At 55.6% G+C, this 22,145-nt stretch carries 28 protein-coding genes; 6 read left to right on the top strand and 22 right to left on the bottom strand.

The genetic code is table 11. The features are described 5' to 3' along the window. Nucleotides 1-5: 5 nt before the first annotated feature. Entirely contained in the window at nt 6-917 is a 912-nt protein-coding gene (locus tag J3362_RS08225; RefSeq protein ID WP_349519081.1) for a histone deacetylase family protein, read from the bottom strand. 39 nt (nt 918-956) lie between these two features. Next, nucleotides 957-2,153, bottom strand: a complete 1,197-nt coding sequence (locus J3362_RS08220; RefSeq protein ID WP_349519080.1) for a CaiB/BaiF CoA transferase family protein — start codon at nt 2,151-2,153, stop codon at nt 957-959. Between the two features lie 165 nt (nt 2,154-2,318). On the opposite strand from J3362_RS08220, the gene J3362_RS08215 reads away from it, so the two are divergent. The 6 genes from J3362_RS08215 (at nt 2,319) to J3362_RS08190 (ending at nt 8,848) form a co-directional block, all read left to right on the top strand. Beyond that, nucleotides 2,319-2,972, top strand: a complete 654-nt coding sequence (locus J3362_RS08215) for an ABC transporter ATP-binding protein (protein WP_349519268.1) — start codon at nt 2,319-2,321, stop codon at nt 2,970-2,972. Further along, complete coding sequence (locus J3362_RS08210; protein ID WP_349519079.1) at nt 2,962-5,529, top strand: ABC transporter permease; 2,568 nt, start codon at nt 2,962-2,964, stop codon at nt 5,527-5,529. The genes J3362_RS08215 and J3362_RS08210 overlap by 11 nt, the downstream gene beginning before the upstream one ends. 309 nt (nt 5,530-5,838) lie before the next feature. After that, nucleotides 5,839-6,657 carry a transporter substrate-binding domain-containing protein gene (locus J3362_RS08205; protein ID WP_349519078.1) on the top strand — a complete coding sequence of 273 codons (819 nt, stop codon included), beginning with the start codon at nt 5,839-5,841 and terminating at the stop codon, nt 6,655-6,657. Between the two features lie 153 nt (nt 6,658-6,810). Beyond that, nucleotides 6,811-7,476 carry an amino acid ABC transporter permease gene (locus J3362_RS08200; RefSeq protein WP_349519077.1) on the top strand — a complete coding sequence of 222 codons (666 nt, stop codon included), beginning with the start codon at nt 6,811-6,813 and terminating at the stop codon, nt 7,474-7,476. Next, a complete protein-coding gene (locus J3362_RS08195; protein WP_349519076.1) occupies nt 7,476-8,129 on the top strand; it encodes an amino acid ABC transporter permease in 654 nt (217 codons plus the stop codon). Before J3362_RS08200 ends, J3362_RS08195 begins: the two co-directional genes overlap by 1 nt. Continuing rightward, on the top strand, nt 8,126-8,848 hold the full coding sequence (locus J3362_RS08190; RefSeq protein WP_014576841.1) for an amino acid ABC transporter ATP-binding protein: 723 nt from the start codon (nt 8,126-8,128) through the stop codon (nt 8,846-8,848). Before J3362_RS08195 ends, J3362_RS08190 begins: the two co-directional genes overlap by 4 nt. Nucleotides 8,849-8,936: 88 nt before the next feature. Here J3362_RS08190 and J3362_RS08185 read toward each other — a convergent pair whose 3' ends face one another. The 20 genes from J3362_RS08185 to J3362_RS08095 form a co-directional block, all read right to left on the bottom strand. After that, nucleotides 8,937-9,329: a hypothetical protein gene (locus tag J3362_RS08185; protein ID WP_349519075.1), complete on the bottom strand. Its 393-nt coding sequence runs from the start codon at nt 9,327-9,329 to the stop codon at nt 8,937-8,939. Nucleotides 9,330-9,349: 20 nt separating this feature from the next. After that, complete coding sequence (locus J3362_RS08180; RefSeq protein WP_349519074.1) at nt 9,350-10,096, bottom strand: SDR family oxidoreductase; 747 nt, start codon at nt 10,094-10,096, stop codon at nt 9,350-9,352. A gap of 86 nt (nt 10,097-10,182) precedes the next feature. Next, entirely contained in the window at nt 10,183-11,538 is a 1,356-nt protein-coding gene (locus J3362_RS08175; protein ID WP_349519073.1) for a metal-dependent hydrolase family protein, read from the bottom strand. A gap of 70 nt (nt 11,539-11,608) precedes the next feature. After that, nucleotides 11,609-12,028 (bottom strand): DUF4399 domain-containing protein, encoded by a 420-nt coding sequence (locus J3362_RS08170; protein WP_502882425.1) that lies wholly within the window; start codon nt 12,026-12,028, stop codon nt 11,609-11,611. 75 nt (nt 12,029-12,103) lie between these two features. Continuing rightward, the gene (locus J3362_RS08165) at nt 12,104-13,102 is read right to left on the bottom strand and encodes a serine hydrolase domain-containing protein (RefSeq protein ID WP_349519071.1); all 999 of its coding nucleotides are present in this window, start codon (nt 13,100-13,102) and stop codon (nt 12,104-12,106) included. 132 nt (nt 13,103-13,234) lie between these two features. After that, nucleotides 13,235-13,567, bottom strand: a complete 333-nt coding sequence (locus J3362_RS08160; RefSeq protein WP_349519070.1) for a YnfA family protein — start codon at nt 13,565-13,567, stop codon at nt 13,235-13,237. A 39-nt stretch (nt 13,568-13,606) separates the two neighbouring features. After that, on the bottom strand, nt 13,607-14,173 hold the full coding sequence (locus J3362_RS08155; protein WP_349519069.1) for a hypothetical protein: 567 nt from the start codon (nt 14,171-14,173) through the stop codon (nt 13,607-13,609). Between the two features lie 159 nt (nt 14,174-14,332). Continuing rightward, the gene (locus J3362_RS08150) at nt 14,333-14,683 is read right to left on the bottom strand and encodes a GFA family protein (protein WP_349519068.1); all 351 of its coding nucleotides are present in this window, start codon (nt 14,681-14,683) and stop codon (nt 14,333-14,335) included. Nucleotides 14,684-14,686: 3 nt separating this feature from the next. Further along, nucleotides 14,687-15,229 (bottom strand): DinB family protein, encoded by a 543-nt coding sequence (locus tag J3362_RS08145; RefSeq protein ID WP_349519067.1) that lies wholly within the window; start codon nt 15,227-15,229, stop codon nt 14,687-14,689. Nucleotides 15,230-15,294: 65 nt separating this feature from the next. Continuing rightward, complete coding sequence (locus tag J3362_RS08140; protein WP_349519066.1) at nt 15,295-15,891, bottom strand: glutathione S-transferase family protein; 597 nt, start codon at nt 15,889-15,891, stop codon at nt 15,295-15,297. Nucleotides 15,892-15,936: 45 nt separating this feature from the next. Next, nucleotides 15,937-16,389 (bottom strand): GNAT family N-acetyltransferase, encoded by a 453-nt coding sequence (locus J3362_RS08135; RefSeq protein WP_349519065.1) that lies wholly within the window; start codon nt 16,387-16,389, stop codon nt 15,937-15,939. A gap of 37 nt (nt 16,390-16,426) precedes the next feature. Beyond that, nucleotides 16,427-16,513, bottom strand: a complete 87-nt coding sequence (locus J3362_RS19815) for a ChaB family protein (protein WP_502882424.1) — start codon at nt 16,511-16,513, stop codon at nt 16,427-16,429. Between the two features lie 2 nt (nt 16,514-16,515). Further along, nucleotides 16,516-16,782, bottom strand: coding sequence for a DksA/TraR family C4-type zinc finger protein (locus J3362_RS08130; RefSeq protein WP_041645172.1), 267 nt, complete (start codon nt 16,780-16,782; stop codon nt 16,516-16,518). 98 nt (nt 16,783-16,880) lie between these two features. After that, a complete protein-coding gene (locus tag J3362_RS08125) occupies nt 16,881-17,201 on the bottom strand; it encodes a DUF2834 domain-containing protein (RefSeq protein WP_349519064.1) in 321 nt (106 codons plus the stop codon). A 29-nt stretch (nt 17,202-17,230) separates the two neighbouring features. Then, on the bottom strand, nt 17,231-17,728 hold the full coding sequence (locus J3362_RS08120) for a hypothetical protein (protein WP_349519063.1): 498 nt from the start codon (nt 17,726-17,728) through the stop codon (nt 17,231-17,233). A gap of 1 nt (nt 17,729) precedes the next feature. After that, nucleotides 17,730-18,050, bottom strand: coding sequence for a hypothetical protein (locus J3362_RS08115; RefSeq protein WP_349519062.1), 321 nt, complete (start codon nt 18,048-18,050; stop codon nt 17,730-17,732). 150 nt (nt 18,051-18,200) lie between these two features. Next, entirely contained in the window at nt 18,201-18,680 is a 480-nt protein-coding gene (locus J3362_RS08110) for an acyl-CoA thioesterase (protein WP_349519061.1), read from the bottom strand. Between the two features lie 60 nt (nt 18,681-18,740). After that, nucleotides 18,741-19,031: a DUF1330 domain-containing protein gene (locus J3362_RS08105; protein WP_349519060.1), complete on the bottom strand. Its 291-nt coding sequence runs from the start codon at nt 19,029-19,031 to the stop codon at nt 18,741-18,743. A gap of 83 nt (nt 19,032-19,114) precedes the next feature. After that, complete coding sequence (locus J3362_RS08100; RefSeq protein ID WP_349519059.1) at nt 19,115-19,474, bottom strand: hypothetical protein; 360 nt, start codon at nt 19,472-19,474, stop codon at nt 19,115-19,117. 143 nt (nt 19,475-19,617) lie between these two features. Next, the gene (locus J3362_RS08095; protein WP_349519058.1) at nt 19,618-22,116 is read right to left on the bottom strand and encodes a penicillin acylase family protein; all 2,499 of its coding nucleotides are present in this window, start codon (nt 22,114-22,116) and stop codon (nt 19,618-19,620) included. Between the last annotated feature and the right edge of the window lie 29 nt (nt 22,117-22,145).

Raw genomic sequence — 22,145 nt, 5'->3', positions numbered from 1 at the left:
CACTGTTAGTTGGTTGAAAACACCCGGCTGGCGGCTTCCACAACAATCCCGTGCCGCTTGGCCAGTTTCACCCGGTCATCATCGTAGCCGCCGCCAATCACCGTCGCTACTGGAATGTCCCGACGTTTCAATTCACTGAGCACCTGAAAGTCCCGCTCAAAAATTCCCTGTTCGGAAATTTTCAGCCGGCCCAGGGGATCATTCCTGAATACATCCACGCCCGCGTCATAGAGCACGATATCCGGCCGGGATAACGCAAGTGCTTTGTTCAGCGTTTCGCTGACAACTTCAAGATAGGCCCCGTCGTCGAGGCCATCCGGTAGGGCGACATCGAGATCGCTCATCTTTTTCTCGAACGGGTAGTTGCGCTCACAGTGAATCGAGCAGGTAAAGGCATTCGGCTCGTTCGCCAACAATGCAGCAGTACCGTCACCCTGATGCACATCCACATCGAAGATAAGCACACGTTCAATGCCCTCCTGTTGCAACAGCACATTGGCGGCGATCGCCAGATCGTTGAGGATGCAGAAGCCGGCAGCGTAATCGTAATGGGCGTGATGGGTACCACCGGCCAGGTGACAGGCAATGCCATGCTGGAGGGCCAACTGCGCTGTCAGAACCGTGCCTGAAGGAGCCAGGAAAGTGCGTCGGACCAGGCCCTTGCTCCAGGGCAGATTCATCTGCCGTTTCTCCCGCGCCGAGAGTTGATCGCCGGCGAAACGGGCGAGGTAATCCGGGCAGTGGGTACGGGTCAGCCACGCCTGCCGGCATGGGGCAGGGCGAAAGCTATTGGCTTGAGTGAGAAGCCCTCTCGAGCGGGCGTAATCGGCAAGGAGCCCGAATTTTTCCATGGGAAATCGGTGCTTTGCCGGGAATGGGAAGCTGTAGTCTGGATGGTGAACTACGGGTACGGGCATTTGATCGTCCGGCTGCAGTGGATTTGCGACGTCAGAATGTTATTTGGCAGGCACGGCTGCGATGCCAGAATCACACATCGCCTGGATTTCTTCGGCGGAATACCCGCACTCTGCCAGCAGTTCGCCGGTTTGCTCGCCAAGCCGCGGAGCTCCCTGCCAGTGCTGCTCTGGTGCGGCCGAGAATCGCGACGGCGCCCTGGCCTGGCGGAGTCGGCCGGCCTGGGGGTGGTCGTAGTGGGAGAGCAAATCGTTGGCCAGTACCTGGGCATGGTCGAGTACCTGAGTGCGGGTCAACACCGGGGCACAGGGGACTTGTTCAGCTTCAAGCCTTGCCAGCCAGTGTTCGGCCGTATCGGTTTTGATAACCGACTGGATCAGCTCCAGCCTCGCATCAATATTTTCCTGGCGCAGCCGGGCAGTCTGGAACCTTGGATCCTCCGCCCACTCCGGGCAGTCCACGGCACGAATAAGGGCTTGCCACTCTCGATCGCTCTGAACCGCAATGGTGATGTAACCGGTTGTGGTCTCATAGATGAGATCCTGAAGGCTCGCAGCCTCCTGCTGTGGCACCTCACTGTGAACAAAGGTCTGGCTGCCCATGTCAGAGCTCCAGAGAAACGCGATGATCGCGTCCAGCATGGACAGCCGGACATGCTGGCTTTCCCCGGTGCGTTCCCGGGCAAACAGAGCTGCGGTAATCGCCTGGGATGCGGTTACACCGGTGAGTTTGTCGGGCAGGATGGTCCTCACCAGTTGCGGACGCAGTTCATCGGCGCCCGCCTGCACGGTGGCCAATCCGGAGAGGCCCTGAATCAGCGGGTCGTATACCGGTCGCTGGGAATAGGGGCCGGTATCACCGAAGCCACTGATTGATACCATCACGAGATCCGGGGCCACTTTGCGCAGCTGCTCCTCGCCGAGCCCCATCCGCTCAATGACGCCCGGCCGGAAGTTCTGCACAAAGACATCGGCAGACGCTACCAGGCGAAGAAGCGCGTCCCGTCCCGCCTTTTCTTTCAGGTTCAGTGCCACTGATTTCTTGTTGCGGTTGTTGTTGAGGTACAGCGCCGACATATCGCCCTGCCGATTGGCTGCTGAGCGCGTAAAGTCGCCACCCGCCGGATTCTCGATCTTGATAACCTCGGCACCCTGATCCGCCAGTATCATGGTTGCGAGAGGCCCGGAAATCATGGCTGTCAGATCGATAATGCGGATGCCATCGAGTGGTCCGTTCATGGTCAGGACTCCTGTTTTTCCGTGGAGGCGCCAAAAAACGTGAGTGCGCCACTCTTAAAAAGGGTTCGTACTCTAAACTTTATGCGGATGCCGATCATTTACCAGTACGCAACAGAGCAGGAAATTCATCAAACCAGAGGAGCGCCAGTGTCCACCAGTGTTGAAATGACCGACATTTTTCTCGAGTACCCCACAGAGTCCGGCAAGGTCGCCGTACTCAAAAATGCCTCCCTCATGGTGCCCCCGGGAGAAACACTGGCAATCACAGGCCCCTCTGGCAGCGGGAAAACGTCCCTGCTTTTGTTGCTTTCCGGCCTGCAGCGACCGACCAGTGGTGAAATTCTGGTCGGCGATCAACGTCTGGGCGACATGGACGCCAATGCTCTGGCCGACTGGCGAAGTGAGCACCTTGGCATTATTTTCCAGTCCTTTCACCTGCTGCCTGGCCTCACGGCCCTGGGAAACGTCAGTCTGCCGCTTGAGATTGCCGGCGAGGCCAGGCCGCGGGAACGAGCTCTCGCCATGTTGGAGGCAGTTGGTCTCAGCCATCGGCTGCAGCACTACCCGGGGCAGCTTTCTGGCGGCGAGCAGCAACGGGTAGCGATCGCTCGGGCTCTGGTTCACCAGCCAAGCCTGTTGTTGGGGGATGAGCCCACAGGCAATCTGGACCACGAAGCCGGTGAGAAAGTGCTCTCCCTGCTGTTCGACTTGCACAAGGACAGCAAATCCACGCTGGTACTGGTGACCCACGACGAGCGTGTTGCCGAGCGTTGTCAGCACAGGGTCCGGATGGACGGTGGGCGGCTCTATGCCTCCTGAACGCTCCGCAAACCCGCTCTGGATGCTCCGATTCGCGATTACCGATCTGCGGTCACGTATCTCTGCATTGAAGATTTTTCTGGCCTGCCTGATTCTTGGCGTTACCCTCGTGGCGGCCACAGCCAGCCTCTACCGGGTGATCGAGCAAAGCTTGCTGGCAGATACCCGCGCGCTGCTCGGTGGCGATGTGGAGCTGGATACCAGTGAGCCGCTGCCCGATGATGCGCTCGAATGGATTCGCGCCACCGGCAAGATTTCACTGGTTCGGGAATTCGATACCATCGTCAGTGGAAGCGGCGGCGACGGCTTCTTCCGGGCCGAGATACTGGTTCCGGATGCTCTCTATCCCCTCTACGGCGAGCTAAAGCTAACGCCGGATGAACCCCTGGTTGCGCTTACAGACCAGCGAGGAGGGCAGTGGGGCGCTATCATCGATCCTTTGCTGGCAGAACGCCTGGGCCAGTCGGTGGGTGACCAGATTGAGATTGGCGCCGCCACCTTTCGAATCAGCGGCCTTATCGAGAAGCAACCGGATCGGAGCCTGAACGCCAATTGGCGAGGTCTGCCGATCATGATTTCTGAGCAGGCCGTGGAGGCAACCGGATTGATTCGCCCGGGCAGCCGCGTGGATTACGAGTACCGGGTACAAACCGAACAGAATCTCGAAACCTGGCTTGAGGAATTCGAGCAGGCATTCCCGGATGCGCGATGGGAAATCACTACGTTTGCCGAGCGCAGCGAACGGATTTCCGAGCGTCTGGACCAGATTGCCACAGCACTCATCCTTATCGCTTTCACTACATTGTTCATCGGTGGCCTCGGCGTTGCCAACAGCATCCACGCCTACCTCGATGAAAAGCTGGGCACGATTGCCACTCTGCAAACACTTGGCCTGCGTCGCAAGCCGCTTGCCGGCATATACCTCCTGCAGATTGGTGTATTGGGCAGCCTCGCGGGGCTTATTGGCGGAGGCGTCGGGCTGGGGCTTTCTGCCCTGGCGATCAGCCTGGCGGGCGATGCATTTGCTTTGGCGGGGCCCGATGGGGCCGGTGGCTGGTTGTCCTTGTGGTTGGTTCCCTTGCTGCTGAGCTGGCTGTTCGCTGTTCTTACTGCTTACGTGTTTGCACTGCCGGCACTCGCTCGAGCCCTGGCTGCTGCGCCGGCAGGGCTTTTCCGGGGACAGGTTGAGGCGGCTCCCAACGAGCCTCGCAGCTGGCGGATTGCCAGCTATCTGCTGCTGGCCGTCTTCATCGGCGCTACTCTGTTCTGGCTCCCATCGCCTCATCTGGGCTTTCTGTTCCTGCTGGCGGTTATGCTGCTCTGGGGCCTTCTGGAAGGTTTGATCAAGGGGTTGCGCCGCGGTGCCAAGGCTCTGGAAAACGGCGGTTTTGCTGACCGCAGGTTTGCCCGACGGTTGGCCCTGGCCAATCTGCATCGGCCGGATTCGCCGCTCCGGGCAACCCTGCTGTCACTGGGAACCGCGTTGACTCTTGTGGTGGCCTGCACGTTGATGGTTACCACCCTCCTGAGGGCGCTGGAAACCACCATACCGGAACAGTCGCCGGCCCTGATTCTCTATGAAGTGTTCCCGGACCAGATGGAACCGCTGCAAAACGGCCTGGAAGCGTTGGACGCTTCCAGCCGCGTTGAACTGCTTCCGATGGTCCGATCCCGCCTGGACACCATCAATCAGCGGCCAATTGCCAGAGTTCTTGCTGATGATGCTGAAGCTCGGCGCGAAGCCATGGGGGATGAATACAAACTGAGTTATCTCTCGGGAAATCCCGAAGCACTGGAACTGGTAGAAGGCAACTGGTGGGAATCGCCGGCCCCCGAGGGGGAGCCCGCGTACATGGCGATGGAGGATCGGGAGGCCTACCAGCTTGGATTGGGGGTAGGCGACCAGCTCACCTTCACTGCACAGGATAAGAGCATCGACGTCGAAATCCGTGCAATTTACCGGCAAAAAGGGCTGCAGACCCGATTCTGGTTCGAGGGCATATTGCAGCAAGGCGCACTGGACGACTTGATCAGCCTGCACGTTGGTGCGGTCTACCAAAGCGATGAGGCGGCCAGGAAATCCCAGCAATGGCTGGCACAGAATATCCCCAATGTAATCACGCTGCGCACCGCTGAATGGCTGGAAACCGCCGGTGACCTGCTGAACAAGGCCGCCGCGGGCCTGGCGGCTGTGGCATCGGTCAGTCTTCTCGCCAGCCTGCTTGTGCTTTCCAGCGTGGTCAGTGTCAGCCGCAGGCGGCAGCTCTACGAGGCCAACCTGTTGCACTGCCTGGGCGCCCGTCACGGAGCGATCCGCCAATCCATGCTGCTGGAAACCGGTTTGCTGACCTTCCTGGCAACGGTTTTCGCAACGGCGCTTGGTGCGCTAATTGCTCTACCTGTGGCTGACCTCGCCTTGAAGCTGCCGGCCGGCGATTTATGGTGGGTTGGGGCGCTGATTGCCGGAGGTGTCAGCTCGCTGGCTCTGCTGGGTGGACTCCTGCCCACGCTCAGGGCAATGCGGTTAAATCCCGCGGTGTTGCTCAGAGACAGTTAAAAAGGCCTGCTATAGTAATAAATTCGTCTTTTTCATTAAGGAGGTGTAAACATCATTTAAATCATAGACCTAAGAACATGAAAAATGACCGTTTGTTCGTTATTTGGCCGTCATCACGAGTTGCAGGCTCAAAAATTCCGGTTATATTGAGGAAATTAAGGAAAATTGCCTACCAAATGGCGAATTTCAAAAATTTTCACTAAATAATCTACGGTAGTATTTTTACGTATGCTTTTTGCACATAACTCGTATTGTGTAGGCATGATGGACACACACTTTTCGCCCACGAAAGAAAAAGAGAGAATAACTATGATTCGCAAACTAGCACCGCTTGTATTCGCTTGTGCTGCGGTAACCTCCGTAAGCGCGACAGCCGATCAGCTGGACACCGTGATTCAACGTGGCACTTTGAACTGTGGCGTGGTTCTTGATTTTCCACCAATGGGATATTTTGACGAGAACAACGAGGCGGCTGGCTTCGACGTCGATTACTGTAACGACCTGGGCGAGGCTCTGGGCGTAGACGTCAACGTTCTCAACCTGACCTGGGGCGAGCGGATTCCCTCCCTGGTTTCCGGCAAGACTGATGTGGTTATCGGTTCTACCTCCGATACACTGGAGCGCGCCAAGACCGTTGGCTTCACCTACCCGTACTTCGTGTTCAAATTCCAGGTTATCGCCAACGAGGACAAGAACATTGAATCCTTCGACGACCTGAAGAACCTGAAAGTCGGCGCGGCACTCGGCACCACCTACGAAACCGAATACCTCGCCTATGCCGAGCAGCAGGGCTGGGGCAAGGACAACTACACCTCCTTCAAATCCGAGAACGATGCGTACCTGGGTCTTTACCAGGGCAAGGTCGACGCAATCATCTCTACCAACACCAACATCGCGACCAAACTGCGTAGCGAAGAGTTCGAAGACTTTGAAGCGGGCCCCTACGTTCCCAACTACGATGACGTTGTAGGCATCATTGCCAAGCGTGATGAGGTTGCCTGGATCAACTACCTGAACCTGTTCCTGGTACGCCAGATTCGCGACGGCAACATGAACGAAGCTTACAACAAGCACTTCGGTACCGATGCGCCGGCCGATCTGATTCAGTCCCTCCGGGACAACAAGTAAGCGCCGAACCGACGGCCGCCAAACAGGCGGCCGTCATTGCATTGGTTCCCGGGTCGGGCACTCACCCTCGGGTGTCCTGACCTAAAATTCTGATCAAGGCCCCTCTTACCGGGCTCTGGTCGAGTTTCCTACCATTCATAAAATGGCCAAGGTATGGACTACGAATTTCACTGGAACGTTGTGTTCCAGAACATGCCCCAGCTGCTGAACGGTGCCTTCGTTACCCTGCACGTGTCCGTTCTGGCGATGCTTCTGGGCGTTGTGATCGCAATACTGTTGGCGATCGCCAAAATGAATAACACGAGGTTCTTCAGCCAGGTTGCTACGGTCTGGGTCGAAATCGCCCGGAATACGCCGGCTCTGTTCCAGATCTACATGGCCTATTTTGGCCTTGGAGCATTTGGTATCCACCTCAGCCCCTACGTGGCGGTACTGAGCGCACTGGTCTTCATCAACGCGGGCTACCTGACGGAGACGTTCCGGGGTGGTTTCCAGTCGATCCCGAGCACCCAGTACAGCGCTTCCAAGTCGCTGGGCATGACCAGTATCCAGACGTATCGATACATCATCCTTCCGCAGATGCTGAGACGCATCTACCACCCGATGACCAACCAGTTTGTCTGGTCCATCCTGATGAGCTCTCTGGGCATCCTCGTGGGCATGAGCGAGCTTTCTGGCACGACTCAGCGTTTGCAGTCACTGTCGTTCCGAACGCTGGAGTTCTTCATTGTGGCGGCTGTGATGTACTTCATCATCACCAAGCTCGTGTTGTTTGGGTCATCACTGCTTGCTCGTAGACTCTTCAAGGGGGAAATCTGATGAATTCTTTATTCACACCCCTGTCCTGGAGCGATAGCGGTCTAATCCTGACCGGCGTCTGGAATACCATCATCATCTCTGTTCTCGCCATCGTGGTGGGCACTATTCTGGGATTGATCGTCGGCTTTCTCCGTGCCGAGAGCAACAAGGCCGTAAACGTCCTTTTCGGTAGCGTGCTCGACGTGCTGAGAAGTGTTCCCCTGATCATCCAGCTTATTCTGTTCTCCACCTTTGTCGGTGCGATGGGGAATCCATTGGCGCCGTTTGTTGCGGGCTCCATTGTGCTTTCGCTGTATACCATGGCCTTCATGAGCGAGGTATTCCGCAGTGGCTTTGAGAGCGTCAGTCCCTCAATGCAGACGGCAGCGCGCTCACTGGGTATGACCAAATGGCAAACCATCTACCACATTCGGTTACCGATTGGTTTGCGTGCTGTGTTCCCCTCGTGGCTGGGTGTTGCACTCAGTGTAATCAAGGACTCGGCCCTGGTCTCGGTCATCGGTTACATGGAATTGCTGCGCACGTCGGAGCAACTGATTTCAAGAACCCAGCAACCGCTCGAGATCCTGATCGGTGTTGGTATCTTTTACTTCATTATTTCGTACCCGCTGTCCCATTACGGCCGGTATGTTGAGAGGAAAATGGCAATATGATCAGCGTACAGAATGTCCATAAATCCTTCGGCGATCTTGAAGTACTGAAAGGCGTCAGCCTGGATGTAAAGAAAGGCGAGGTCGTGAGCGTTATCGGGGGCTCCGGCAGTGGCAAGTCGACCCTCCTGTATTGCATCAATGCCATTGAGCCCATCAACAAGGGCAAGATCCTCGTTGATGATGTGGATGTCCATGCCAAAGAGACCAATAAGGACAAGCTGCGCCAGAAACTGGGCATGGTCTTTCAGCAATGGAATTCCTTTCCTCATATGACTGTGCTGGAGAACGCCGCACTGGCGCCCAGAATCGTCAAGAAAATGAGCAAGGAAGAGGCAATTGAAATTGCCAAGAAAGAGTTGGAGCACGTCGGCCTGGGTGACAAGTTCGACGTCTATCCCACGAAAATGTCCGGCGGCCAGCAGCAGCGCCTGGCGATTGCCCGTGCTCTGGCCATGAAGCCTGACTACATGCTGCTTGACGAGGTGACCTCTGCGCTCGACCCGGAGCTGGTCGGCGAGGTTCTGGATACCCTGCGCCTGTTGGCAGAAGAGGGGATGACCATGATCTGTGTGACCCACGAAATGGGGTTCGCACGGGATGTCTCTGATCGGGTGGCTTACTTCCACGAGGGTGTGATTGCAGAGATCGGTGAAGCACGACAGGTGATTACCGATCCGCAAAACCCGCTCACCCAGAAGTTCCTTTCAAAAGTGCGCTAGAAAGTCGCCACAACCGTGGCGCTGGCTGGGGGAGTTCTTGGACCCGCTTTCCCAGCCATTTTTCCAGCCCGCCCAGAATCCGGCGGCTTCAGTTCCGGTTCTTGAGCACCTCGTAAATCTGCCTGACCGCTTCACCCTGCTCTTGTTTCTCAACCATGTCTTCCAGCAGCTCCAGTACCCGTTTCTCGTCGTTGCTCCGAAGACCCGGCCAGTAAACATAGGGCACCAGATCCGGATTGCTGATGAAGAACAAAGCGGTTTGTTCCGGCTCGTTGGCGATGTCTCCACGCAGGCCTACGGTGAACTGGCGGCCCTCGCCACCCCTTAGCGTTACCAGGAGCGATTGGTCCTGCTCGATGAATCGGGTTTCCTCCACTGCAATGGGCTCTGCCAGATCCGGCACCGAGGTGATGTAGTATTGAAAGCCGAGGAACCCTAGCAGAACGGCAATTAAGGCTGCCAGGGCAAAGGATTTGATCATTCTGAATGATTCCAAGCTGCTTACATTGCTCTGGCAAATAACCCAAAGGGAAGGGATTTGATCACGTAACTCAGCGGCGTCCATGGCCACCAGGGCACGTAGGCCCGGCGTTTCTCGGATTCAATGGCTTTTACCAGGGCCTTCACGCCGGTTTCCAGATCCACCCGGAAGGGAGCATTTTTCGTATCGCGGTTGATATCGGTGAGAATGTAGCCCGGCATGATGTTGCTGACGTTAATGGGCTTGCCCCTGGTATCCAGTTGCAGGCCTTCCGCCAGAGAGGCTACGGCGGCCTTGGTGGCAGCGTATACGTTCAGTGGCCCGCGGAAGCCGCGAACACCACTGACTGACGACATCAAAACCAGGTGACCGCTGTTCTGCTCGCGGAAGATCTCCATGGCTGCCTCACTCTGGGCAATAGCGGCGATGAAGTTGGTCTCGGCGGTGTGACGGTTGGCGGCAAAATGTCCACGGCCGATGGGCTGTGAGCTGCCAATACCTGCGTTAACCACCACCCGATCAAGACTACCGAGCTCATCCCGGAAGCCTCGGAACACTTCGAACACCTGATCGTAATCGCAGACATCAAGGCCTCGGACCAGTACCCGGATATTTGGATAGGCCTGCTGCAATTCCCGTTGCAGAGCCTCCAGCTTGTCAGCCCGCCGCGCGCAGAGCGCCAGATTACAGCCTTTGGCCGCCCATTCGCGGGCCATGCCTTCTCCAAGACCGGTGCTGGCACCGGTAATCAGAATGTTCTTTCGCATCGGTTATGCCTTGATCCGTTCCATTAGTCAGGCGCTCAGACTATCACGATACCGCAATGTTGAAATCCTGGATGATTTGCATGGCGTTATTGCTTGACGGAATTTTTGTAGACTTTCCCGTCCTTCATGATTACCACAAAATTCTTGTCCGGATCGGCTATAAGCTGGATGTTGTCTATCGGATTCCCATCGACAAGCAATAAATCGGCGAGAGCGCCTTCCTCGATCACGCCGAGGTTTCCGGCATAGGGGTTGCGGGGGCCTGAAAGCTGGAGCAACTCCGCGTTGGTGCTTGTGGCCATGCGCAGCACCTCGGCCGGTTCGTACCAACGTGTCATGGATGCCAGAATGGCCCCTTGTCGGTTCACCATACGTGGGTTGAAGAGAATATCGGTGCCCCAGGCGAGCTTGAGATTGTGTTTTTGCGCGAGTTTGTAGGCATTGTCGGTACCTGCGTACACCTGAAGTTGTTTGACCCGGGCTTCGCCGGTCTGTGGGTTGGAAAATTCGTTGTCGAGGAAGGGTTGGAGGGTTAACCAGATGCCTTTCTCCGCCATCAGCTTTACCGTTTCTTCGTCCAGCAAATGGCCGTGGTCGATAGATTTAACGCCGCCGGCAATGGCAGTTTTTATGGCGCGTGGGGTGTAGGCATGCACAGTGACATAAGTGCCCCAGTTTTCGGCCGCCTCAACGGCAGCTCGAAACTCCGCTTCGGTGTACTGTGAGACGTCGATCGGGTCGTAAAAGGAGGAAACACCTCCCCCTGCCGCAAGCTTGATCTGACTAGCCCCCAACATCAGTTGTTCCCGAACACGCTTTCGGACCTCATCCGGACCGTCTGCTATCACACCGCCGTTGATGGCTTCTCCTCGATTAAGAGGGGCGTTTCGCGCGGTTGGCACTTCGTAGGGTAGGCGGAAGTCACCGTGCCCGCCGGTTTGGGAAATCATCGCTCCTGAGGGCCAGATGCGTGGTCCCTCCACCAGACCGTCATCAATGGCCCGCTTGAGACCAAAGGTGGGGCCACTCAGATCACGAACACTGGTAAATCCTCGCATCAACGTAGCCTGAGCCTGCTTGCCTGCCGCCAGGTTGATGTAGCCGATGTCCGCGGTCATCAGAACCTGCAATGGCAAGGCGGCCATGGTGGCATGCCAGTGGGCATCGATTAGACCGGGCATCAGGGTGTGGCCTTCGCCCTTGATAACGACCGTGCCTGCCTGGCCTTCCAGTGTAATAGGGTCGGCTGAGATCTTTTGAATCGTGTTACCGCGAACCAGAAGATTTGACGGCGGGGAAAGCGTGGTCGTTTTGCCATCGAATATCCGAACGTTCTCGAACAGGATGGAAGACTCGGGGGGTTCCTTTGCGTGACTAAGACCGACCGCAAAGCAGCACGCTGCAACCAGAGCATTGAGAAGACTGCGACATGTCAGGTACATGGTGTTCCTTTTTCAACCGGTATCGCCGAGGAGGCTATGCCTGAAAGCACAATACCTCCCCGGACGCCCTTTACTTGACCATCACGGTGATCTTCTCGGAGATCACAGGAGGATGGTGCGGTACATGCGCATAGTTCCCCAGCAAAAGCTGCAGTGTATGTTTTCCCGGCGCCAGCGTAACTTCGGTCTCGGTTTGCCCGCCGCCGAAGTGCTTCACGTGATCGGTAGCCGGAAGCGGTTGGCTCAAATCTGACGGTACATCGGTATCGATCAGCAGGTGGTGATGCCCGGTGCCTGCTTTTTCCACGCCAGCGGGCGCCACGCCCATGTTCCGCAGACCAAAGACGACTTTGAAAGTCTGGTCGACCGTTGCGCCGTCAGTTGGCTGCACGAAATACACGTCGGCGTTGGCCGGCGCCTCAGACATCATGCTCTCTGCAATCGCTGCTACTGGCGCGATCAACAGAGCTGAAAACAGAGTAATTGCGATCCTGTTCATTTCATTTCCTCCTTGGTGTTTGCCATCAGTGAGTATAGTTGAGGAAATATACGTGTGACGGCCGCTTCAGTTTTCCAGGGCAGGAATTATGTGGTCCTCAATTAACTGGAACTGGCGGCGCAAAAAGGCTGAACCCGGCGAGGGTGGGGTAGGGTCGGAGGTCATCACCACGGTCAGTTTACGAGCGGGCATCACATAAAGTATCTGACCTCCGTACCCCCGCCCGTAATACCCCATTTCGCCGGCGAGCGGCTGCTGAAACCAGCCATAGCCATAGGGATCATCTGTGTAGGCCGACCTTGCGCGTTCAGTCCAGGATTCGCGCACCCAGTTCTCAGAAAACAAACGCCGATCACCAAGGCGGCCTTCATTGCGATAAAGCTCACCGATTTTTGCGAGGTCCCGTGGCGAAAGAGCCATATTATTGCCACCGAAATAGATCCCCTGTGGGTCCCGGCCCCAGACCGGAATGGTTATATTCAGTGGCCCGCCTAACCATTCCCGCGCCAGGTCGAGGGTGCTGCGTCCGGCGCTTTCGGTGAGCGCGGCTGAAAGCAGATGGCTGCTGCCGGTAGAGTAGAGCATGCGACCGCCTGGCTTATCCACAAAAGGCCGGGTGAGCACATGGTGCACCCAGTTATCGCTGTTCACCCACGGGCCATAGTAACGGCCAGATGTCCGCTGCAACCCGGCCTGCAAAGACAGCAGGTGCCCCAGAGTTATCCGGTCTACGCCCTCGCTGGCGGAGGCGGGTACGCGGTCACCGAGCGTTTCAATAACCGGTTGATTGGTTCCCTCGAAAACACCTTTTTCGATGCCGATACCCACCAGCGCGGCGAGTACTGTCTTGGAGAGAGATTTGATGTTGGTTGGCGTGTCGAGCCCGGCTCTTTTCAAATCCAATGCCAGAACTTCCTGGCCCTCATGGACAACAACCAAGGAGTGAAGGCGCTCAAGGTTAGCACCCTCTCTGGACACCTCTGTTTGCCAGTCGGCCGTCTCTGAGTGGCTTGGCGGGGTCACCAGGAGCAGCAGTGCGAAAAGCCAATATGAAAAGCGTTGCATAGTGTGAGGAGGCGCTAGCGTTTTCGTTTTGGTAAGTGGAACGTCGATCATATGACTACTGTACGTCAGCGCGCCCAGAGGAGGTCACGGCTTAATCAGATCTGTGGTGATTATCGGGTACGCGATGCAAATTTATGCACTTCGAGGCGCAAACATGATGATCGCCATGCCGAGCAGTGCTACGCCGGATCCCACCAGATCCCAGGCGGTTGGCCGGATACCATCAATAGCCCAGAGCCAGAGAATGGCCATGAAGATATACACACCGCCGTAGGCCGCATAAACCCGCCCGGCGGCGGTGGGATGCAGGGAAAGTAACCAGGCAAATGCCGCAAGGCTCAGGGCTCCGGGCACCAGAAGCCAGATGCTCTTTCCTTCGCGAAGCCAGAGATAGGGTAGGTAGCAGCCAACGATTTCAGCCAGCGCGGTAACGAGAAAAAGGCCGATGGTTTTCAGTTCAGGCAAGAGGACTGTCCTTTCTAAGATTAAATATCGTATTCACGCTCAGTCTACGTTGCACAGACGCGATGGAGCCCGTTCAATCTTCTGTGTGATCGACGTTTTTCCGGCAACGGGTATTATCAGGAAACCAGTGCCGGCGAAGGCGGTCGACTGGCTTATGCGGCCCTGGCGAGAGTCATCCAACCCCAGCAGCGTTTTACTGGTGACCACACCGATGAAAGGGTTCCCCGGCTCCCGAGCGCCGGAGGCAACGTAGTCCCTTTTCAGCTCAATGTGCCCGGCCTTGAACTCGAAATCTTCGCCTTCCCGAAATTGGGACTGCTTGAGTACAGCGCCATCCGATATAGCAGATGCGACCAGACTCTTACCATCGCCTTTCTGAATGTGAACGGCCTGGGGGCGCGTTTCAGCCGTAAACTGGTCGGGCCAGATGATGGAGGTCAAACATACGGGCGCTGAGCCGTCCGAAGGATTGCTGCAGTTCCTGTAACAACCAATAAAGGCTTCCAGACCTTGCGATTCTGCGAACCCTGAGTCGTTTTCCGTGACTTCTGAGGAGACGCAGCCCGCAAGGAACAGGAGCAATGCCACTGCAACGGCTTGTTTCATGTCAACGTCAACCTATTCGTGTGCCATTCGATAGGAAAAACTTTTACCAGTTATTTACCCCCGGACTTCTGGGCCTCAGGTCCGGTTGAGCGCGCCCTCTAAAACAGCAAGGCTCTCGGGCCCTGCCTCCAGGCGGACGCACTCCCCGGAGTCACGCTCTCACGAGGCAGCTGAGGCCATGTGAAGATGCACGTTCACGGCCACGGCCGCTTCAAAGGGCTCCTCCAGGAGTCCTGCAGGAACCCAAACCAACTCCGTGCCCCTCAGTTGGTTCGGTACCGGGCTACCGCATAGCGAGCAGAAATCACTGCGATAGCCTGTTGGCTTCTGGAAAGAAGAGATTTTGTCCTGACCAGACAGCCAGAGAAAATCCTTCTGCGTCACAAAAGTTGCCGCATTCGCGGACGATCCCGTCACCTTCCGGCAGAGGGAACAGTGGCATTGGTAGAGGTTGGGGATATTGCCCTCAATCTTGAATTTCACTCTGCCGCAAAGGCACTCGCCTTTCATTGTTCATTCCTTAGATTGGTCTGGGATCAGAGCCAGTAGATCCGTCACGCCAATATCCACCCCGGCCTGTGAGAGCAACGTAGAAACCTGCCCGCGATGATGGGTCTGATGATTGAAAAAGTGTTGAAGAAGACTGGAGAACCGACGGTTCGCTGGAACCCCCTTCGTGTTTTGATAACGGAGAACCACGTTCAGGTCGTCATCCGACAACGTGCCGACCCAAGAAATAATATGGTTGTCGAGCCAGGCCCTCCGCTCCGACAGTGCGGCGAAGTCCTCAAACAGGATATCGTTCAGTTTGTTGGGTGAGGGCAGCTCTGAGACTTCCTTCAGTGCAATGCTAAACGTTGGGTGCACGGCAAACCGTTTTAGCCAAATGGTGTCGCCAACAACAATGTGATTCAGCGTTCCGAGAATGGAGTCGAAGAACGCGCCACGATCCTTGGCCAACTCGGTTTGTTCAAGGCCCCTTGCCGCCCCATGGATCTTTTCGTTCATCCACTGATTGTAGGCGGCCATCAATTCGAAATTTGTTCTCAGACTCATTGTCTTGACCCTGTTCGAACTCTTTGGGTTTCATTCGGGGATTGGCAGGAAATTACAAAGTACTCCTAAACCATAGGCCTGAAATTCGGCAATGCCGCAACCCGATCCAGCCATGCGCGAATCGCAGGGTAGGCTTCCAGCTCAAAACCACCCTCATCCGCGACGTGGGTGTATGCATAGAGTGAGATATCTGCAGTAGTGACCTTCTCACCCGTGAGAAATGGCGTTTGTGCCAGTTGCTGCTCCATCACCTGCAAGGCCTTGTGCCCGCCGGTTTGCTTGGCGGCATACTCGTCGGCTTTGTCTGCCGGCAGTCCCAGGTACTTGTTGATAAAGCGCGCAACGGCGATAAACGGCTCATGGCTGTACTGCTCGAAGAATTGCCATTGCAGAACGCGGGCCTGGGCGAGGCGGTCATTCGGGTACAGATCAGAGCCGAACGCGAGGAAGTTGATGATGGCGTTGGACTCTGACAGTGTCTCGCGGCTATCGAGCTCCAGCAGAGGAATCTTGCCATTCGGGTTCTTTTTCAAAAAATCATCGGATTTTGTGTCGCCCGCCAGAATGTCGACATCAATCCACTGATTTTCGATGTTCAGCAGTTGGCAAACGAGCTGAACCTTGTAGCAGTTACCGGATTGGGTATCGCCATAGATTTTCATGCAGTTTCCTTTGCTGGGAGCGCGCCGTTTTTCAGGCCGGGGCGTTCAGGGCTCCGATCCGGGCTGCTTGAGGTCTTTGGTGTAGACATGCGTTGTTTTGGATTGCGTATAACCAACCGCCGGATAAAAGCGATGAGACTCCAGGCGCGCTACATTAGAGCGTACCACCACCCGCGGGAGTCCCATAGAGCTGGACCAGTCTTCAGCAGACTGGACCAATAACTGGCCGATGCCAGCCCTCCGTGCGCGGGAGCCTACAACCAGGCCTGTAATTTCCGCGACAAACAGCTCGCTGAGGAACAGGCGCTTTTCCACTGCTATCCACCCAACGACCAAACCCCCGGAAAGGGCGACGAAAAGCTGATGGTCGGGAGAGTTAGCGATTGCCTCGAGCCATTCTTTCGTTCGGAGCCTGCTGGCTGTGTAACCCCATTCGAGGACCAGAGCGTGAATGCCATCAAGATGATCAACCCGCCCCGGTTCGATTGAAATGTCCATATTCAATCGCTACTCCGGGAGGGAATACAATGGCGACTCATTGTCGGGATTTGCCTCTGACCCACCTGTCGCCCCCCTTGTGGTATTCCTCTTTAACCGACGCCCAGGCTACTTTGTGGGCCATCTCTATCGCAGCTGGCTGTCCTTGCTGCCCCTGCGATTGATGCCGCCAGACTGGCTGTGCTCCTTTTCATGGGCCGACTGGCAGTCAATGCACAAACGAACACCGGGAATGGCCTTGCGCCGGGCCTCTGGAATTGGTGCTCCGCACTCATCGCATTCCTCGGCACTCTCGCCTTTGGCCAACTGGCTGCGTGCGCGCTGGATTTCATCCTCAACGCTTGCGTCGATCTGTTCCTGAACCGCACCATCACGAGACCATCCGCCTGCCATGGGGCCCTCCGAAGTCTGGCTGACTGAAACCACTCAACGTTAGCATTGTAGCTCGGGTGCTCAAAGATGGCCGACGCTGATTTGGCTGAGGCTTACGGTTAAAGCCTGCCGGTTTCAGTCTCGCGCCCACCTCGAAGAGCCAGATACAGCAAGGGCCCTGCGGAGACAAACACTGCTGTCAGAACGAAAAACGGCATCAGGTAAACCAATCCTTTGCCTCGACGTTTGGCATCCTGGTACATCCAGATGCAAGCCAATACCGCGAGAATGTAGAGATCAATAACAACCTGTGCGGTATCGGGGCTCGACATCAACTGGGCGCCGAAGGCCAGGAGCGATTGCTCGGCGCCGGCCATCACCCAAAAGGTGAAGCCCATAAACAGGCAGAGAACGATGAGGGGGAGGGGGGATAGTCTCATAATCTTCCTTGATTTATTTGTTGCTGGAATTAAATGTCTTCAGCGATGCGCTTGAGGGATTCGCCATCAAGAAAATCGGAGTCAATCTTTAGCAGCTTTGCATCTTTGCCGATCACAAAGAGGAAGGCTTTGTTCCCGTGGTCGGAGTAGGCGAGTGAATAGGAATCCTGCGTCCAGGTGGCAACATCTCTGCCACTGACAAAATTCTCGTGCATGGCCCCGATCAACATCTGGTCACAATCGGCTGCCGCTGTCTCAAAGAAGACAGCCTCAAAGAAAGTGCCCGCTGGGCAGCCGTATTCCAATGTTTCATCGTGGGTCATGTCTGCGAATGCCAGGAATCGTTTACCGTGCTCGTCGCCGTATCGGAAGATCAACATGTTCTGGCTGTCGCCAATATCGCCAACAGCGGTGAAACCCGCCGGAATGCTGAATCTCAAGTCCGAGTACACAAGCTCGATTCGGTTACCGGCATGAACAGCAACGGACAAACTTAAAACAACAGCGATCAATCCAATTTTGAACATCTCAAATTCCCTTTAATGCCATGTGGATTTCAGAGCGGAAATTCTGGCTGACTTGCAGCTTGCAAATGTAATAAGTCTGACTGTTACCGGAAGCGATGTTTTTACCGATGCCAGCCACTTGCTTCACGATATAGGAGATTCCTGGCTTGCCGCCGGTCGGTCTGGGAACCAGGTCCATGGAAGCTGAGCACGATTGCGACTCGGTTACTGCGGTATAGACGACCTCAGCGGATCGTTCATTGACGGATTCAGGTGAGGTCGTGCCATCGCCCCAGAAAAAGTTGATGGCAGCAGAGACATACTCACGGTCACTGTGATCCATGATCCAATTCCTTTTGTTTACTGAGAGATAACGTCCTCCTGGACGCTTTGCACGTTAGCAAATGATCATTGTGAGAGCGAGTAAATCTACTACGACCACGTCACGTTCAAATTCGAAAAAATAAATCTGCTTCAGTTATTTGCACCGGACTCATTTTTTATGCAGCGCCTTGTAGCGTTCCTCCAGTTCGGCACGAATGGCCCTGCGTTCCTTGCCGTTGGCAAATCGCCGGATCTGATCATCGGTGCGCGGAACCAGTTGCGGCACTTCGACGGCTTTGCCGTTGTCATCAACCGCCACCATGGTAAAAAAGCAGCTGTTGCTATGGCGAACCAACTTGTCGCGAATGTTCTCGGTAACCACCTTGATGCCGATCTCCATTGAGGTACGGCCGGTGAAGTTCACACTGGCCAGAAAGGTGACCAGCTCGCCAATCTGGATGGGTTGAAGGAACATCACCTGGTCGACGGACAGGGTAACAACATAGGTCCCCGCGTAACGGCTGGCGCAGGCATAAGCGACTTCATCCAGATACTTCAGCAGGGTGCCGCCGTGCACATTGCCGGAGAAATTGGCTTTGTCCGGCGTCATCAGCACGGTCATGCTCAGTGTTGTTGATTCGGGTTCCATGGCATTTCTCTGGTGGTTTGCTATCCAGTATAAGCGCCAGAGTGCTGGCGGTGGCAGTAGTTATTGATCGGCCTCGAAAGTCACCAGATCGACATCCGCCGCCTTGGTGCGTAACGGCACCAATGCCTGATAGGCAGCGGAGTTGTGCCAATCGGCGACGGAACCCGCATCCGGAAAGCGGATAACAACTGTATCGGTGTGCCGATATTGCCCGCTTATCACCCTCGCCTCTTTACCCCGAAGCACCAGTTCCGCACCCCAGGGCGCTAGCGTTTCCGGAACCAGGCTGCGGTACTCTGCCCATTTGTCGGGGTCTTTTACGGTGATGTTTCCGATAACGTAGGCTGTCATAAGCGTTTTCCGGTTATTGCATGAGTGAAGGGCCGGGTTAAATTGAATAGTCACTGCCTCCGCAGTTATGGTCACTTTTCAGTTTACCCCTTGATGGCGTCATTACACCTACAGTCATGCAGCCCAACGAAAGCTGCGCCGGAGACATAAGCACTTCGACGAAGTAGCAAGCGGCCATCATCATGTTTTACCACAATGTCTTTGCGCAATAACTCGTTAAACACAACGGCGGCGGCAAGATCGGGCTGGACCTGGTTGATCAAACTGTTGAAATCGGCATCGTCAGAACTTTGAAAAAAGAGAGATCTGGGCTGTGAATGAATATCCAGAAACTGTTTCTGGCTAATCCAGTGCCAAACCACATTCCGGGCATTCCTGGACAGCAGAGTGTTGACCAACTCCGTTGGCTGCCAAGGCGTTGACGCACAGATTTCAGGGTTCATCGTTTCGGCTTTCCGTTGATATCTGGCTGGGTCGGACGTTTGTCCTTGCAGCAATTCGCAACACTCGCCCCAAGGCCTCGAAATGGAGTTTTGGTTACAGTCTTATGAGAAGCGGCCCCGATGAAGGGCCGCAGGCGCCTGAATCACTCACGCAAATTAATGGTCTCCACCACCGCTGCGGCAATGTCTTCTTCGTTAAACAGAATCGGTCGCCACTTCAGATCGCTGTATAGCTGTGTCTGATCTTTGAAGTGTTCTGCTTCGGGATCATGGTCCTGGCTATAGCTGAGGAACATATCAGCGGTAGGGCCTTCATCCGTGTACTGAAGCGCTATTACAAAGCTGGAGCCATAGTTAATCCGGTAAGCCAGTTCATCCTGACCATCGGCGTCTTCGTCCAGTGCGAACAGAGGGCTACCCTGAATGGGCTGGCCCGTCAGCGTGTTCGCCAGGTCCGACGTGCTTCGGGAATTGGCTTTGGTCTCTGCCATGTTGAACACGCCTTCAAACGAATAACCCCCTGAGACAGGAATAGGCTGCTCACCTTCAGCTTTGAGGACATACTGCAGCGAACCCAAAGAGGCATTCAGCGAAAGATCATTGTCCTCTAACCTTGCCGCCGCAGCCGCCAGCGCCTGAAGCACCGGATCATTGGTCGCGTCAACAGGGTCGATCGGCGCCAGACCGGATGGCGTTGTTACCGGCGCATTGAGATCAAAGCCCGATGCAAACAGGTCGTCGTCCAGTTCCCGGTGGCCCGACACACGAAACGCTGCAAGGAACTCCCGCATCAGGTGCGCACCCGTGCTATTGGTGTTGTAGCGGCCATCCCAGTTGATCAAGACCTGACAGGCAGCGGTGAGATTGAATGCTGCGCTCTGATAGTTAACCGTCGGGTAGTTGGTGCAACGCTGGGTCAGAGCGTTTTTCCACTCACCACCGAACAGCGAGCCATTGTGAGTCATCACACTCTTGAGCTCCTCCAGGGAGAAGCGGCCGTCTGAACCGGCCAGCCCGGAACTGCTGGTGTCAGTGATCAGCTTTGCATTGAAACGAGTGCGTGTGCTGCGAATGGTCTTTTCCGGCCCGTAAAGAATACTGAAACCTTCAAGCGGTTGCTCAAGGTTCGAGAGCCAGTGGCTGCTGTTGGCATTGAAGACATAGTCGTTGCGGGTCTGTTGCGGCGCGTTGGCGAACGGAACTAATCCGGGTGACAGAGTTTCACCGGTATCCACCCACTCGAAAACGGAACTGTTTCCGGGCAGCAGGACACTGCCGGCACCATCTTGCCAGATTGGCGCCAATTGCGGAGACTGCGATGCTTCTCGCCAGTATTGCTTGGCCTGTGGAGTGAGGTTGGGTACCAGTGTGCCGTCAACATAATTGGCGGTACCTTCCTGGTCGATCATCAGGGTGTTTACCCAGGGAATGCCCTGATTCTCTTCAAACGCCTTGAAGAACGTCTCACGGCTGTCTGCCTTGCCCATCGCAAGCCACTGATCCAGCATCCGGGTATTGCCCAGATTGGCGTCCCGAAACGCAACTGCAGACTGTTCACTCCAACCCAAAGATGGCGATAAAGACGCCAGATTCACGACTGGGCCATAGTGGCTTAAATAGACTGTTTGACTGTAATCAGCAAGGCTACCATCCGGCTGTTTCACCGTTATTTCCACGGTTTTTGTCGCCATATCACGGTAGCTACCATCGTACTTATAACGGGTTGCGTCAGCGGGATCGAGTTCCAGTTGATACAGGGTAAACCGCTTGGATTGGGAGACTGTGTGAGTCCATCCCAGATTGTCATTAAAACCAATCACCACCGCCGGCAAACCAATCATCGTGACGCCGTTGACATTAAGTTCGCCCGGAATGGTCAGGTGGTTCTGGTAAAAACGCAGCTCGCCATCCCAGGGGAAATGCGGGTTCCCCAACAGCATACTGTTGGCACCTTCGGTTTTTTCATTCCCCAGAGCCCAGCCATTGCTGCCAATGCCTTCCGAAGTAAACACTTTGGCAGGATCCAGCTGCACGTTGAATGTGGCTGTATTGGAGGCCGGTGGACGCGCGGCGGCGATCGCCTTGATGAAGTTCCGGGAACTGGCCAGGCCCGCAAGATCCAACTGGTAGGCGAGCAAGTCCTGGGCCGATATTGGCTCAACCCACTCGGCACCGCGGCAGGGTGATGGGTAGTCCCCGGGACCCTGACGTTCCGCCAGAGAGCGATTAAAGCCTGCGGCGTAACCCTTCAAAAGTTCGCTGGACGTGGGAGACAGTTCTTTGAATAATTCAGCGGCCTGGGCCGGATAATCGAGAGCCTTGTAGCCAACGTCCGTCAGCAGGTTTCCATTCTGCTCGCCAGGCCCGAAGTAACGGGACTTCTGGGATTTCAGTTTGACCAACTGTTCGGACAGTGTGCAGAGATTGTTTCTTGCATGATCATAGCCAACACCGTAGCCGAGAGAGCCATAATCATTTGCGGTAATGTGAGGCACCCCATACGCGGTGTAGCGGATATCAGCTTGATAGGGCGGAGCCTGATCCGATGGTGACGAAGCACTTGCGTTATCCGACCCACCGTTGCAGCCTGATAAAATAATCGTGCCAAGTACGAGAAGGGCAGTGCTTGAGCGAATTTCCATAGAGGAGTCCTCGTTGTTTTTGTGTTTCT

It is taken from the genome of Marinobacter sp. NFXS11 (assembly GCF_040148675.1).
In the GTDB taxonomy this organism is placed as follows: domain Bacteria; phylum Pseudomonadota; class Gammaproteobacteria; order Pseudomonadales; family Oleiphilaceae; genus Marinobacter.
The sequence above is the reverse complement of the archived record's forward strand: the minus strand, read 5'-3'. Positions and strand labels throughout refer to the sequence as shown.

Coding starts and splice junctions, on each gene's coding strand:
- J3362_RS08225 (WP_349519081.1), bottom strand. CDS start 917: ATGCCCGTACCCGTAGTTCACCATCCAGACTACAGCTTCCCATTCCCG.
- J3362_RS08220 (WP_349519080.1), bottom strand. CDS start 2,153: ATGAACGGACCACTCGATGGCATCCGCATTATCGATCTGACAGCCATG.
- J3362_RS08215 (WP_349519268.1), top strand. CDS start 2,319: ATGACCGACATTTTTCTCGAGTACCCCACAGAGTCCGGCAAGGTCGCC.
- J3362_RS08210 (WP_349519079.1), top strand. CDS start 2,962: ATGCCTCCTGAACGCTCCGCAAACCCGCTCTGGATGCTCCGATTCGCG.
- J3362_RS08205 (WP_349519078.1), top strand. CDS start 5,839: ATGATTCGCAAACTAGCACCGCTTGTATTCGCTTGTGCTGCGGTAACC.
- J3362_RS08200 (WP_349519077.1), top strand. CDS start 6,811: ATGGACTACGAATTTCACTGGAACGTTGTGTTCCAGAACATGCCCCAG.
- J3362_RS08195 (WP_349519076.1), top strand. CDS start 7,476: ATGAATTCTTTATTCACACCCCTGTCCTGGAGCGATAGCGGTCTAATC.
- J3362_RS08190 (WP_014576841.1), top strand. CDS start 8,126: ATGATCAGCGTACAGAATGTCCATAAATCCTTCGGCGATCTTGAAGTA.
- J3362_RS08185 (WP_349519075.1), bottom strand. CDS start 9,329: ATGATCAAATCCTTTGCCCTGGCAGCCTTAATTGCCGTTCTGCTAGGG.
- J3362_RS08180 (WP_349519074.1), bottom strand. CDS start 10,096: ATGCGAAAGAACATTCTGATTACCGGTGCCAGCACCGGTCTTGGAGAA.
- J3362_RS08175 (WP_349519073.1), bottom strand. CDS start 11,538: ATGTACCTGACATGTCGCAGTCTTCTCAATGCTCTGGTTGCAGCGTGC.
- J3362_RS08165 (WP_349519071.1), bottom strand. CDS start 13,102: ATGCAACGCTTTTCATATTGGCTTTTCGCACTGCTGCTCCTGGTGACC.
- J3362_RS08155 (WP_349519069.1), bottom strand. CDS start 14,173: ATGAAACAAGCCGTTGCAGTGGCATTGCTCCTGTTCCTTGCGGGCTGC.
- J3362_RS08150 (WP_349519068.1), bottom strand. CDS start 14,683: ATGAAAGGCGAGTGCCTTTGCGGCAGAGTGAAATTCAAGATTGAGGGC.
- J3362_RS08145 (WP_349519067.1), bottom strand. CDS start 15,229: ATGAGTCTGAGAACAAATTTCGAATTGATGGCCGCCTACAATCAGTGG.
- J3362_RS08140 (WP_349519066.1), bottom strand. CDS start 15,891: ATGAAAATCTATGGCGATACCCAATCCGGTAACTGCTACAAGGTTCAG.
- J3362_RS08135 (WP_349519065.1), bottom strand. CDS start 16,389: ATGGACATTTCAATCGAACCGGGGCGGGTTGATCATCTTGATGGCATT.
- J3362_RS19815 (WP_502882424.1), bottom strand. CDS start 16,513: ATGGCCCACAAAGTAGCCTGGGCGTCGGTTAAAGAGGAATACCACAAG.
- J3362_RS08130 (WP_041645172.1), bottom strand. CDS start 16,782: ATGGCAGGCGGATGGTCTCGTGATGGTGCGGTTCAGGAACAGATCGAC.
- J3362_RS08125 (WP_349519064.1), bottom strand. CDS start 17,201: ATGAGACTATCCCCCCTCCCCCTCATCGTTCTCTGCCTGTTTATGGGC.
- J3362_RS08120 (WP_349519063.1), bottom strand. CDS start 17,728: ATGTTCAAAATTGGATTGATCGCTGTTGTTTTAAGTTTGTCCGTTGCT.
- J3362_RS08115 (WP_349519062.1), bottom strand. CDS start 18,050: ATGGATCACAGTGACCGTGAGTATGTCTCTGCTGCCATCAACTTTTTC.
- J3362_RS08110 (WP_349519061.1), bottom strand. CDS start 18,680: ATGGAACCCGAATCAACAACACTGAGCATGACCGTGCTGATGACGCCG.
- J3362_RS08105 (WP_349519060.1), bottom strand. CDS start 19,031: ATGACAGCCTACGTTATCGGAAACATCACCGTAAAAGACCCCGACAAA.
- J3362_RS08100 (WP_349519059.1), bottom strand. CDS start 19,474: ATGAACCCTGAAATCTGTGCGTCAACGCCTTGGCAGCCAACGGAGTTG.
- J3362_RS08095 (WP_349519058.1), bottom strand. CDS start 22,116: ATGGAAATTCGCTCAAGCACTGCCCTTCTCGTACTTGGCACGATTATT.